Origin of the sequence: Nocardia niigatensis NBRC 100131, from assembly GCF_000308655.1 — a bacterium.
GTDB classification, from domain to species: domain Bacteria; phylum Actinomycetota; class Actinomycetes; order Mycobacteriales; family Mycobacteriaceae; genus Nocardia; species Nocardia niigatensis.
In genome coordinates, this window is sequence record NZ_BAGC01000009.1 from 98,854 (window position 1) to 111,171 (window position 12,318).

At 69.3% G+C, this 12,318-nt stretch carries 11 protein-coding genes; 8 read left to right on the forward strand and 3 right to left on the reverse strand.

Annotated features, from left to right (window positions below; genetic code table 11):
• Window positions 1-203 precede the first annotated feature (203 nt).
• From ON33_RS37935 to ON33_RS04590, 4 genes are all read left to right on the forward strand, one after another.
• Window positions 204-1,184, forward strand: coding sequence for an AraC family transcriptional regulator (locus tag ON33_RS37935; protein ID WP_169336774.1), 981 nt, complete (start codon window positions 204-206; stop codon window positions 1,182-1,184).
• 83 nt (window positions 1,185-1,267) lie between these two features.
• Window positions 1,268-2,122 carry a nitrilase-related carbon-nitrogen hydrolase gene (locus ON33_RS04580; RefSeq protein WP_040855603.1) on the forward strand — a complete coding sequence of 285 codons (855 nt, stop codon included), beginning with the start codon at window positions 1,268-1,270 and terminating at the stop codon, window positions 2,120-2,122.
• Between the two features lie 111 nt (window positions 2,123-2,233).
• Window positions 2,234-3,196: an AraC-like ligand-binding domain-containing protein gene (locus ON33_RS04585; protein WP_040855480.1), complete on the forward strand. Its 963-nt coding sequence runs from the start codon at window positions 2,234-2,236 to the stop codon at window positions 3,194-3,196.
• A 79-nt stretch (window positions 3,197-3,275) separates the two neighbouring features.
• Window positions 3,276-4,274: a nitrilase-related carbon-nitrogen hydrolase gene (locus ON33_RS04590; protein ID WP_157184409.1), complete on the forward strand. Its 999-nt coding sequence runs from the start codon at window positions 3,276-3,278 to the stop codon at window positions 4,272-4,274.
• A 22-nt stretch (window positions 4,275-4,296) separates the two neighbouring features.
• Here ON33_RS04590 and ON33_RS04595 read toward each other — a convergent pair whose 3' ends face one another.
• Entirely contained in the window at window positions 4,297-4,650 is a 354-nt protein-coding gene (locus tag ON33_RS04595; RefSeq protein ID WP_040855482.1) for a metal-sensitive transcriptional regulator, read from the reverse strand.
• Between the two features lie 96 nt (window positions 4,651-4,746).
• On the opposite strand from ON33_RS04595, the gene ON33_RS04600 reads away from it, so the two are divergent.
• From ON33_RS04600 to ON33_RS04610, 3 genes are all read left to right on the forward strand, one after another.
• Window positions 4,747-5,562 (forward strand): S-methyl-5'-thioadenosine phosphorylase, encoded by an 816-nt coding sequence (locus tag ON33_RS04600; RefSeq protein WP_040855484.1) that lies wholly within the window; start codon window positions 4,747-4,749, stop codon window positions 5,560-5,562.
• Between the two features lie 211 nt (window positions 5,563-5,773).
• Entirely contained in the window at window positions 5,774-7,033 is a 1,260-nt protein-coding gene (locus tag ON33_RS43055; protein WP_063710939.1) for an NAD-dependent epimerase/dehydratase family protein, read from the forward strand.
• A 24-nt stretch (window positions 7,034-7,057) separates the two neighbouring features.
• A complete protein-coding gene (locus ON33_RS04610) occupies window positions 7,058-7,621 on the forward strand; it encodes an NADPH-dependent FMN reductase (RefSeq protein ID WP_040855486.1) in 564 nt (187 codons plus the stop codon).
• Here the strand turns inward: ON33_RS04610 and eccE are convergent.
• Window positions 7,618-9,261: a type VII secretion protein EccE gene (gene eccE, locus ON33_RS04615; RefSeq protein ID WP_083868593.1), complete on the reverse strand. Its 1,644-nt coding sequence runs from the start codon at window positions 9,259-9,261 to the stop codon at window positions 7,618-7,620. The genes ON33_RS04610 and eccE overlap by 4 nt on opposite strands.
• A gap of 129 nt (window positions 9,262-9,390) precedes the next feature.
• On the opposite strand from eccE, the gene eccB reads away from it, so the two are divergent.
• Window positions 9,391-10,878, forward strand: coding sequence for a type VII secretion protein EccB (eccB, locus tag ON33_RS04620; RefSeq protein WP_040855488.1), 1,488 nt, complete (start codon window positions 9,391-9,393; stop codon window positions 10,876-10,878).
• A gap of 21 nt (window positions 10,879-10,899) precedes the next feature.
• Here eccB and mycP read toward each other — a convergent pair whose 3' ends face one another.
• Window positions 10,900-12,318 carry a type VII secretion-associated serine protease mycosin gene (gene mycP / locus ON33_RS04625; RefSeq protein WP_083868594.1) on the reverse strand — a complete coding sequence of 473 codons (1,419 nt, stop codon included), beginning with the start codon at window positions 12,316-12,318 and terminating at the stop codon, window positions 10,900-10,902.

Consider the following 12,318-nt stretch of genomic DNA (forward strand, 5'->3'; position numbering starts at 1 on the left):
GCGACCGGGAATACTGGTGAGGCGCCGCCCGGTCGCCGCCTTCGAGCCGCCGGCGACCGGGCAGGCGGCCTCTCCGGTGGTTCTGGTCCAGGAGCGCGAAATCGGCTTGATTACCAGCAGAATCCGGGCAACTGGTCCGTTTTGTGGCATCGGTCGGCATCATTCGCAGTTTCCCGGCGGTCGGTAGTGGAATGATGCACGGTGTGGGTATAGCGTCCACTGCCAGCGCCGAAGTCCGTACGACCTCAGGGGTTTCCGCGCGGCAGGCATTCGAGCAGTGGGAGGCCATCGTCGCCGATGCGGTGTTGCCGTCGATCTGCGAACCGCTCGGCAAGGGGCAGTGGCACGGCAAACTGCGCAGCACCCAGTTCGATCACACCAGTCTCACCATGATGACCTCCAGCGCGCAGCGGGTGGTGCGCACCAAGCGCCAGCTCGACCAGGCCGCCGGGGACTTCCTGCTGGTGAACATTATTGTGGAGGGCGCGAACTGGACCGAACAGAACGGCCGGATCACCCAGGGCGGGGCCGGGACCATCGCCTTCTACGACAGCGCCCGCCCGATCGAGAGCCGCACCACCGAGAACGCGCTGTCCACCATCGTGCGCGCGCCCATGGGCGCGGTGCTCGACCATGCCGGGCTGGCGCGTGCCGAGCTACCCATCGCCAAGGCCCTGCCCGCGACCGGGGCGATGGGCGTGGTGGTCGACTTCTTCCGGGGCATGGCGGCGCTCCCGGTCAAGGAAACCGACCGGGCCGCGAATGTGCTCGAATCGCAGATCACGGCCATGCTGTCCTCCGCGGTGCTGCTGGCCAACGGGCAGACCTCGCCGGCGCCGTCCGATTCGCTCTATACCCGCCAGCAGGTGCTGTCGGTGCTGCGGCAGCGCTACACCGATCCGGATCTGACCGTCGACGAGGTGGCGCACGCCTGCCTGGTGTCGCGACGCACGCTCTACCGGGTGTGCGAGGACATCGGCGGCCCCGCCGCGCTGGTGCGCCGCATGCGGGTCGAGCACGCCCGGCGGCTGTTGCGGGCCGACCCGGCCCGCCCGCTCTCGGCGATTGCCGCAGCATCCGGATTTGCCACCGACCGGCACTTCTACCGTGCGTTTCGCCAGGAAACCGGAGTGACGCCCGGTCAATTTCGGTCACAACTGGACGCAGGCACGCCCGGTCGGTAGCACGGCACGGTATGTCGCTGTGACCCGCTCGCGTTCGGCGAAGGGTGATGGCACATCATCCGATCACCGTCGAAGGAGCCGACGTGCCGACGAAGGTGCGAGTCGCAGCCGTCCAAGCCGAGCCACGCTGGCTGGATCTGCGCGCCGGTGTCCAGCAGACCATCGAGTTGATCGAGCAAGCGGCCGCGGGCGGCGCGCAACTGGTGGCGTTCCCGGAGACGTTCCTGCCCGGCTATCCGTGGTGGCTGTGGCTGGAATCGGTGAGCTGGGGCCAGGGGTTCTTCGCGCGCTATCGCACGAATTCGATGACGGTGGGCCGCACCGAGTTCCGGCGCATCGCCGACGCCGCCCGGCGGCATCACATTCACGTGCTGCTCGGATTCAGTGAACGCAATGCCGGCGCGCTCTACATGTCACAGTGCCTCATCGATGATCGCGGGGTACTGCTCGGAGTCCGTCGCAAGCCCGAGCTGACGCCGCTGGAGCGCAAGATCTTCCGCAGCTGCGAGCCCGGCGAGTCGCACGTGTTCCGTACCGGCATCGGCCGCATCGCGGTGCAGGGCGGCTCCGAGCAGCTGCATCTGCCGGCGCGGCGGGAGCTGGAGCGCAGCGGCGCGCAGATCCACGTGGTGTCCTGGCCGGGTTTCATCGTGGCGCGGGACGTGGATTGGGGTGTGCGCGTGAACAATGCGGCCACGCTCTGGTACGCGGTGGTCGGTCAGCTGAACGTGATCGCGGCGTGCTCGGTGATGGATGTGGCGGGCAGTGAGAGCCGCCAGGGTTCGGAGCCGGTGAAACAGCTGGTGCGCGGGCCGGGCGGGCATGCGCGCATCTACGCGCCCGGTGGCGAGGAACTGGCGTCGCCGCTGGCCGGGCACGAACAGGGTTTGCTGTACGCCGATCTGGAACTGGACCTGAGTTCTCGGTCGGCGGCCTAGCGGTACCTCTGCGTACCGTTCCGGTCCATTGGCTCGTTTTCCCCCGATCTGACACACTCTCCCGAGTATTCGGCCGTACATGGGCCGACCATTGTCATCGAGGGATGGGGAGTGGAAGGGTCAGAAGCGGTCGATCGGATCGAGGTGCGGTCCGGACCGGAGCAGTCGGCGGCGGAGGCATTCGAGCGCTGGGAAGCGCACGTGAGCGATGCCTATGTGCCCTTGGCGGTTTCACCAAAACCGACCGATCGTTTTGTTGGGCAAATCGAACACGCGCGATATGGCGACCTCGACCTGACCGTCGTCGGATCCTCCACTCAGTCAATCCGCCGTACCGATCGGCTGATAGCGCAGACGAGCGACGAGTATCTGATCGCGAGTATTCCGCTTTCGGGTCAGGGGCGCCTGAGGCAGGACGGCCGGGTGGCCGACGTTCGTCCCGGTTCTGTCGTCTTCTACGACACCACGCGTCCCTATCAGTGGGACTTGCAGCAGGAGTGGGAACAGGTCGTGGTCCAGGTTCCGCTGGGCCGGCTGCGCGATCACTATGGCATCGCCGATCCTGAAGTCCCCACGGCCACTGTGTTTTCCAGTGGAACGGCGCCGGGAATCGTGGCGCAATTCTTCCGGGGGGTCGCGGGATTGCAGCGCACCGATCCGGCCGGGGCCGCGCTGCTGGCCGAGCCGGGAATGGATCTGCTGGCGGCGGCGGTGATCGCGGCGTCGGGCCGGGCCCCGAATGACCAGTCCGCGGACGCCCTGAACCGGCAGCGGGTGCTGAGCTTCATGCGCAGCAACTGCTCGGATCCGGATCTCGGAGTCGATCGGATCGCGGAAGGCTGCCGCATGTCGCGGCGTACTCTCTACCGGGTGTTCGGCGAGTTCGAGGGTGGGCCGGGGACGGTGTTGCGCCGCATGCGAATCGAACGTGCTTGCGATCTGCTGCGAAATGCGCCACAGTTGCCGCTTTCGGCCGTTGCGAAAGCATCGGGATTCCTCACCGAGCGTAGTTTCTACCGAAGCTTCCGTTTGGAAATGGGCACGACTCCGGGGGCTTTTCGCACCCTGGCATGATCAGTCGGTGATTCGGCACTCATCGCCATTGTTCAAGTGGAAACTCTTGGCAAGCATCACGTTCCATGAGGGAAAAGCGATGAGGATTACGGTGCGAGTCGCCGCCGTCCAGGCCGAACCCAGCTGGCTGCGGCTCTCCGACGGCGTGGAGCAGGTCGTCGAACTGATCGAGGCGGCCGCCACGCAGGGTGCTCGGCTGATCGCATTCCCGGAGGCGTTTCTCCCGGGATATCCGTGGTGGCGCTGGATCGATACCAATCAGTGGAATGTCGAGTATTCGAGTCGGTGCCGCGAGAACTCGATGACCCGGGACGGCGTGGAAATGCGTGCGATCACGGAAGCTGCTGCTACACATGGCATTCACGTCATCCTCGGATTCGGAGAACGGCAGGATCGCCGAATCTATATGTCGCAGGCCGTGATCGACGATTCCGGCGAGTTGCTGTCCGTACGTCGCAAAGCCGGACTGAACAGTGTCGAACGCAAGATATTCGCCTCCGGAACCCCGAATCTGCCTGCGGTGCACCACACTCCGATCGGCAAGTACGGCGCGCTGTCCGGGCAGGAGAATCAGCGGCCGCTGCTCACCCGCGCGCTGCGCGCCGACGAGGAGCAGATCCACGTGGCCGCCTGGCCCGGCACGCCGTACGGCGATGCGGCGGGGCCGGATTCGAGCACCACGGTCAGCCGGATGTACGCACTGGAGGTCGGCGCCTTCGTACTCGCGCCCACCGCGGTGGTGGGGGAGTCGGCGTTCGACGGGATGGGCGGGGCGCATCGGGTCGCCGATCCCACCGGCTGCTCCCGCATCTACGCCGCCGACGGCAGCGAAGCGGTCACCTCGCTCGGGGAGGGTGAGGAGGGCATCCTCTACGCCGATCTGGAGCTGGACGCCGCCGGTACCGGCGACCCGCAGTTCGACTCGGCCCGGGCCACCCGCGATCGCAAGGAGCGTGACCGCGTTCCCGCGCGCCGGGGCTCTCGCCGGGTCGCGTCCGGCTGGCAGGCCGGCCCCGATCGCTGGGCGCTGCCGATGTCGCTGGGTACCTATCCCGCCGGCGGCACCGCCGCCTGCTGAGGGGCGACTCCGGACGGGCCGCCTAACTCCGCACGAGGCGGGCGATGGCGTCGGTGGCTTCCTTGATCTTGGCCTCGGCCTCCGGGCCGCCGGCGATGGCCGCGTCGACCACGCAGTGGCTGATGTGATCCTCGAGCAGGCCCATGGCGACGGCTTGCAGGGCCTTGGTCATGGCCGAGACCTGGGTGAGGATGTCGATGCAGTACTTCTCCTCCTCGACCATGCGCTGCAGGCCGCGGGCCTGGCCTTCGATGCGGCGCAGGCGCTTGAGGTAGTCGTCCTTGGCGGTGATGTAGCCGTGGGTGGCGTGGTCGTGGCAGGACTCGGCGTCGGCGGGCGCAGCCGTGTCTGTGGTCGCGGTCTTGTCGTTGGTCACCTGCGCTGTCCTCACTCCCGGGCAGTAATACCCCCCTAGGGTACATGGTTTGCCCTGGTCCCACCACTCGTACGCGCATGCGCGAGAATCGTCGGCATGAGTGCGGATCCACGGGCAACGCTCGCCATCATCGGAGGCAGCGGGTTCTACGACTTCTTCGGCGACGACGCGACCACGGTCGAAATCGAGACCCCCTACGGCGCCCCCAGCGCGCCCATCACCATCGGGCAGGTGGAGGGCCGCTCGGTGGCATTCCTGCCGCGGCACGGTCGTAAACACGAATTCTCGCCGCACACCGTGCCCTACCGCGCCAATATGTGGGCCCTGCGCTCGCTGGGCGTGCGCCGCATCTTCGGACCCTGCGCGGTCGGCAGCCTGCGCGCCGACTGGGGCCCGGGCACCGTGGCCGTGCCGGACCAGCTGGTGGACCGCACCTCCGGTCGCGCCCAGACCTTCTACGACACCGGCGGCGTGCACGTGTCCTTCGCGGACCCGTACTGCGAGGAGCTGCGCTCGGCCGCGATCGGCTCGCTGAGCGACGACCTGCCCTCGCACGATCACGGCACGATGGTCGTGGTGGAGGGCCCGCGCTTCTCCACTCGCGCCGAGAGCCGCTGGTTCGCCGGCCAGGGCTGGGAGCTGGTCAACATGACCGGGCACCCGGAGGCCGTGCTCGCCCGCGAGCTCGAAATGTGCTACTCCGCAATCGCTCTCGTGACCGACCTGGACGCCGGTCTGGAGAACGGTGAAGGCGTCAGCGCCGCCGCCGTCTTCGCCGAGTTCGAGCGCAATCTGGTGCCGTTCAAGGCGCTGGTGCGCCGCGCCGTCGCCGCCGTCGAGGGCGACGACACCTGCGACAAGTGCCGCGTGCTGACGGGCACCGGTGTGCAGCTGCCCTTCGAGCTGCCCTGAGCCTCCCCGCACCGTCGGCGGACGGCTGAGAGCCGTCCGCCGTTGGCACTCCGTGCCGCCGGTTGCGTGCGAAGCCAATTCTGGACGTCCCCGGGGAGTTGCCCTGATCGCCGCGAAATCAGTCGATGCGTCTGATGCGAAGAGACCTGAATGCGGTCGCGACGTTGTCCACGGACATGTGCGTCGGAGCCCGGTCGAATAGGCTGAAACCATGAATGCGGGTGGTCACGACCCCGTGCGCGTGTTGTTGACCGGCGCGGCCGGTTACTTGGGCTCCCATGTGCACCGTGCTCTGCTGGCCGGCGGTCACGAGGTCGTCGCGATCGATGCTCTGCTGGACACCGTGCACGGTGCGAATGCCGCCGCCCCCGAGGATGTTTCCCGCATCGACGTCCGTGATCAGGCAGCGCTGGAACCCCTGCTCTCCGATATCGACGTGGTCTGCCATCTGGCGGCGGCCGTGCCGCTGCCGCAGTTGCGGGGCGCGCTCGAGCCGGCGCACGCAGACCTGTCGAATCTCCCTGCCCCGCAGGATGTTCCGCATCTGCGCCGAGTCTCCGGGGACGGGCAGCCCGGTCGCGAGGATGCCGTGCACGGAGCCGGTCGGTGTGTGCGCGCCCCGGTCGGCGCGGACCGGGCGGGTGCGGGGCGGCCGGGCGCGGACGGGATGCGCTGGGCCGCGCTGTACGCCGCGCACAATGACGTGGGCACGGCCGTGCTGCTGGCCGCCATGGAGCACACGGGCGTGCGGCGGCTGGTGCTCGGTTCGTCTGTGGCCGTGTACGGCGAGGGCCGCTATCGGGGTGTGCGCTCCGGGCCGTTCTATCCGGGCCTGCGGCGGCGCGGGGACCTGGATCGGGGTTTGTTCGATCATCGCGCGCCGCGGTCGGGGGAGGTGCTGACCTGGGAGCCGATGGGGGAGGACGCCCCGCTGCGGCCCCGGAGCGCCTATGCGGCAAGCAAAGTCGCGCAGGAGCATTACGCGCTGGCGTGGGTCGCCAATACCGGCGGGAACGCCACGGTGTTGCGGTATCACCAGCTCTACGGGGAACCGGTGGCGGACGGCCGCCGGGTGCGGTCGGCGGAATCCGGTGTGGTGGCGCGCTTCCGGGCCGAACTGGCGGCGGGCCGCTCGCCGCAGGTGTTCGAGGACGGCGGTCAGGTGCGGGATTTCGTGCACGTGCGGGATGCGGCGGTGGCCACGGTCGCGGCGGTGGAGCGCCAGGTGCCCGGTTTCGTGCCGTTGAACATCGCGTCGGGGCGGCCGCTGACATTATGGGAGGTTGCCTCGGTCATGGCCAGGGCGGTGGACGGGCCGCCCCCGGTGGTGACCGGTCAGTGCCGTGTCACCGATATCCGCCATGTCGTCGCGCATCCGGAAAGAGCCCGGCACGCCCTGGATTTCACCGCGCGTACCGAGCCCGCCGAGGGCCTGGCCGACTATGCGGCGCGCGGGATCGGGCGGCGCTGACCGTCCAGCCGATAGGCTCCCGGCATGGACTCCCCGCTCCGGCTCGAGGTCATCATCGCCAGCGTGCGTCCCCAGCGGTTCGCGCCGGTGGTCGCGGACTGGTTCCTGCGGAGGGCCCGCGCCGATACGGATTTCGAGGTGGGCGTCATCGACCTCCTCGATACGCCGCTGCCGTTGGATCTCACCGAGACCAGTGCGGTGCGGGCGTTCCAGCAGCGGGTCGAGGGCGCGGACGCGTTCGTGGCCGTCACCTCCGAGTACAACCACGGCTACCCGGCGTCGCTGAAGACCGCCTTCGACAGCGTCAAGCGCGAATGGCGCGGCAAGCCCATCGGTTTCGTCAGCTATGGCGGCCTGTCGGGCGGGCTGCGCGCGGTCGAGCAGCTGCGGCAGGTGGTCGCCGAGATCCATATGGTCTCCATCCGCGAGACCGTCAGTTTCCATGAGGCCAAACGCAAGTTCGACGCCGACGGCGAGACCCGGGACGGCGCGGCCATCGACGCCGCCGACCGCATGCTGCGTCAGCTCGCCTGGTGGGCGGCGGCACTGCGCACCGCCCGGGCCGCGCAACCCTACCCGGGTAGTTAGACCGCGAAAGTGACTGCGGCGCGGGGCTGTCCGATGTACGTCGCCTCGCGGGGGATGGAGACCAGGGTGAGCGGCGCCTCGGTGGTTCCGGTGCGCAGCACGATCCGGTTGCCGGAGGCGCCGGGCTGGTGGACGGACAGGTCGGGTGTGGTGCCGGGCCAGCCGAGCGGATCGCCGGTCAGATAGATGGTGGTGAGGCCGGCGTGCGGCGCGGGGGCCAGCACGCCGTCCACCAGGGTCGCGGTGAAATCCGCGTCGGACTGGTGGGTTTCGATGGCGACGGTGAGCCGCTCCGGATTGCCGATGGTGGTGACCAGCTGCTGCCAGGCGTCGGGACGGTCGGTGCGGATGAGGAGGCGTTCGCCCACGGCCAGGGCACGAAAGACGATCTGCTGGGCGAGATAGAGCTCCCCGGCCAGATAGACGCTCGAAATGCCCTGCCCGACAAGTCGGATGGCGACGCCGTTGCCGTTGTCGTCGGAGCCGAGCAGCTGGCCGCAGCCGGCGGCCGGCAGTTCCAGGGATTCCAGGTCCGCGATGTCCCGGATCTCGGTGGGCACGATGGCGTCCAAGCCCGGCACGGCGAACGGGAGATGTGCGAGCAGGCCTTCCCGATGGCGGCCGTTCATGGAGATCATGTGCCGCTGCACAGGTTCCCCGGGCACTTCCCGGGCGGTGAGCCGCCAGGCCGCACCGACGCGCACGGTGTCGGCGCTGCGGCCGGGACGCAGCCGCACGGCCACCGTGGTGCCGCGTGAGGCGGGTACCCACAGCTGGGCCAAGAGATCGGAGGTCAGCTGCCGGGGGTCCACGGCCGCACCGATGTTCACGCTGTGGCCGAGTTCGGCGTAGCGCCAGCGCTGGGTCAGTGCGCCCGGGTCGATGCCCGCGGTGACCTGCAGTGCGGCCTGCCGGATCTCGGGCGCGGTGAGCGGGCGGGCGGTGCAGTCGCCGTCCTCGAGGGTGCGCACGATGCGCTGGGTGGCGATGGTGACCGTCCGGCACGCACCCGTCAGTCCGCCGCCGCGCCGGGCCGCGGCCTCGGGGCAGACGAGCGGGTCGAAGGCGATGGCCAGCCACACCGTGCGATGCGCGGTGGCGGGCAGCGGTCCGAGCAGGGTTTCGTAGATCGCGCCCGCGGGTGTGCCGGAGCGGCTGCGGTAGCCGTGCGAGACGATGTCGATGCCGGACAGCAGAACGTCGTGCCGGCTCAGGCTTTTCGCGAGTTCCGGCAGCGGCAGCAGGTGGGTGGATCGCACGGCGGCTCGGCCGAGCCGGGTCAGTCCGCCCTTGGGCGGCAGCAGTTCGACGACCGCGACGACCCGGCTGCCGTCACGGTAGAGGCCCAGCGAGCGACCGTCGGGGGCGCGGAAATCGATGATGTCGGTCGGCGGGTGGCCGCGCCGGGTGCGGAAGCTGCCGCGGGTGGCGATCCAATCCGAAACGGTCCGTTTGCCAAGCGGTAGCAGAAGAATCAGACCGACCACTATGCCGAGGGCGACCGCGCTCCACCGCGACAGTCCACAGCCCATGGCGAGGATCAGAACGACCAGTCCGGCAAGCTGGGCCCACACCAGGTTCGCGAAGGAGATCCGGCCGAGCAACGGCCGGGTCGCCGTCTGTCCGGATTCGATCGTCATCGTCGGTCCCCGGCTCCGCGAAGTCGGCCCGCGCGCTGCCCGAGTGCGCTCGCGCAGTGGCCGAGTACGAATGAATGTCCTTGTCACTGTACTGTGTTCGGTGAACGCAACGACTTGCCGGGGACTTGGATGCCTTCGAAACCCACGACCCGATGGCAGGTGAGCGGCTACCGCTTCCTCGTCCGTCGCATGGAGCACGCCCTGGTTCGCAGGGACGTGCGAATGCTGCACGACCCCATGCGCTCACAGTCGCGGGCGTACGCCGCCGGGCTCATCCTCGCCTGTGTCGCACTGGCGGGTTGCGGAGTATTGGCTCTGCTCCGGCCGCAGGACAAGATCGGGTCCAGCAAGATCCTCATCGGCAAGGACTCCGGCGCCGTCTACGTCGTGCTCGACGATGTGGTGCATCCGGCGCTGAATCTGGCCTCGGCGCGACTGGCCGCCGGCGACGCGGCCAAGTCGGCGACCGTGAAGGAGTCCGAGCTCGCGGAGAAGCCGCGCGGGCAGCTGATCGGCATCCCCGGCGCGCCGAACTCCTTGAACTTCACGGGCGGCGACGGCCGCGCGTGGTCGGTGTGCGACGTGCTCTCCGATGACGGCAGCCGAACTCTCACCACCTCGGTACTGGCCGGCGATACGGCCCAGGCGGACAGGGCATCTCCCATGCCGTCGGGTAAGGCGCTGCTGGTGCGGGGCCGCGACCACGTGTACCTGATCTACGACAATCACCGCGCCCAGGTCGATCTGAACGATCGGGCTGTGGTCGACGCCCTCGATCTGCGCGGCCAGACCCCGCGGCCCATCAGCGACGGCCTGCTGAACGCGATTCCCGAGGTGCTCCCGCTGATCGCGCCGCGCATCGAGAATGCCGGGGCCGCAACGGATTACCCGATCGGTGACCACCGCATCGGCGATGTCGTGCAGGTGCGGACCGACAGCAGGTACTACGTGGTGCTGCCCGACGGCCTGCAACCGGTCTCGGTGCTCACCGCCGACATCATCCGAAATGCCCACCGCGCCAGCGCCGCCGACGACTACATCGCGCAGGCCGACCGCACCGGCGCGCCTGTTTCGTCGGCCTTGCCGGTGTCGAAATATCCCGACCGCGCCCCGGCTCTGGTGGACGGCAAGGATCAGCCCGTCGACTGCCTGTCCTGGATACCGGTCCGCTCCGCCGACACCTCCGACGGCAGTACGCACGCCGAACTGGCCATGCTCACCGGGCACGCCGTGCCGATTCCCGACCGCGCCAGGCTGGTTCCGCTGGCGCAGGCCGACGGCAGCGGGCCGAATGTGGACAGCTTCTATATGAAGCCGGGCGCGGGAGCATACGTGCAGTCCACCGGAATCGCGCCGGACAGTCAGCGCCACGACGGCCTGTTCTTCGTGTCCGACTACGGGGTGCGATTCGGCATCGAGAATCTGGATGTCGCCAAGGCTCTGGGCATGGACCCGGAGCGGGCGCGGCCGGAACCGACGCCGTGGGCGATCCTCGGATTGCTGGCTCCCGGACCGACTCTCAGCCGGGAAGCGGCCATGGTCGCCCACGACGGCGTGGCGCCCGATCCGAATCCCGCCGCGGAACCGGTGAAAACTCGGACGCCGAAAGCGAACTGAGCTCGAGTGTCGGTGTCGAGTTCACGCGTCGGTGTCGCGCCTGCCGAATCCGCGGCGCAGCGGGAAGGACGCGAGGAAGCCGAGCGCCAGCAGTAGCGCGACGATCGCGCTGCCGATCAGGGCGACATCGCGCGAGGTGTGATCGGGTGCGGGCGGTGGCGTCGGCAGGGCGAGCCGCTGATCGCGTGGCCCGGCAGGACGCTTGGGCGGCAGGCTGTTTCGCACCTGGGCGGTGAGCGCGGCCACGGGATCGACCGTGCCGTAACCGATGGCCGGATTCCAGCCCTCGCCGGGCGCGTGCGCGGTGGCCTCGATGCGCGCGATGACGTCGGCGGCGCGCAGGTCCGGGTAGCGGGCGCGCACCAGCGCGGCGACGCCAGAGACCTGCGGCGCGGCGAAACTCGTTCCGCTGTAGGGGATCACCTGCCCCTGATTGGCCACCTTGGCCGTGGTGAGACCGGTATTGCGGGGATCCAGCGAGGCGATGCTCTCGCCCGGCGCGGCGACCCCCACCCACGGTCCGGGGACGGTGAACTTCGACGGCCGGCCGAAGGCGTCCACCGAACCGACCGACAGCACGTAGGCGTCCCACCAGGCCGGAATCACATACGACGCCAGGTGATCCCACGGATCGTCGGCGGGATGCAGGGGATCCGCACCCGGATTGCTCGCTTTGCAGGTATCGGTATTACCCGCCGAGGCCACGATCACCACGTCCTTCTCGACGGCCGCGTATCGCACCGCCGCGCCCAGCGCACCCATCTCCGCACTCGCGGGCTCGGTGGTCGGGCAGGCGACCAGGGAGATATTGATGACTCCCGCGCCCGCGTCGGCAGCCCGGCGCACCGCGGCGGCCAGCGCGGAGATCTTGCCGTAGCCGTCCGGCATATCGTCGGGCCCTTTCTCCCGGCCCGCGCCCTTGGTCTGGTAGAGCGCGCTGGTCTGGCGGATGGCCATGATCCGCGCCTCCGGAGCGACCCCGGCGAAGCCCTGCCCGGCGACCTGGGTGGCCGCGATCAGGCCGGCCACGACTGTGCCGTGGGCATCGCAGTCCTCGGTGCCGTCGCCGTCCGCGGACACGTAGTCGCCACCCGGAATCAGGCCGGGCAGCCGGGGGTGCGGGGACACCCCGGTGTCGATGACCGCAACCAGTTGCCCTGCGCCCCGGGAGAATTGCCACGCGTCGGTCAGGTCCAGGCTGCGCTGGGCGGCCGGGATGGCCGGCCCGTCGCCGCCGGACCGGGTGCTGAAGCAGGGGGAGTTGGCGGGGTGCTCGGTCTCGGTGGGCGGGGTGGCCGGACCGCCCGGCGGCAGCAGGCCGGCGTCGATGGGCGGCGGGCGGTCGGCGGCGGCGATACCCGGCGGGATGACAGGGCCGAGTGAAACACTCAGCGCCAGCGCGGAAGCCGCGGCTGCGGTATGAAGTCCTCTGCTGCCCAT

Bases quoted from the DNA above. Each gene is read 5' to 3' on its own strand.
- ON33_RS04590 (WP_157184409.1), top strand. From the start codon at position 3,276: ATGAGGATTACGGTGCGAGTCGCCGCCGTCCAGGCCGAACCCAGCTGG.
- ON33_RS04600 (WP_040855484.1), top strand. From the start codon at position 4,747: ATGAGTGCGGATCCACGGGCAACGCTCGCCATCATCGGAGGCAGCGGG.
- ON33_RS43055 (WP_063710939.1), top strand. From the start codon at position 5,774: ATGAATGCGGGTGGTCACGACCCCGTGCGCGTGTTGTTGACCGGCGCG.
- ON33_RS04610 (WP_040855486.1), top strand. From the start codon at position 7,058: ATGGACTCCCCGCTCCGGCTCGAGGTCATCATCGCCAGCGTGCGTCCC.
- eccE (WP_083868593.1), bottom strand. From the start codon at position 9,261: ATGACGATCGAATCCGGACAGACGGCGACCCGGCCGTTGCTCGGCCGG.
- eccB (WP_040855488.1), top strand. From the start codon at position 9,391: ATGCCTTCGAAACCCACGACCCGATGGCAGGTGAGCGGCTACCGCTTC.
- mycP (WP_083868594.1), bottom strand. From the start codon at position 12,318: ATGGGCAGCAGAGGACTTCATACCGCAGCCGCGGCTTCCGCGCTGGCG.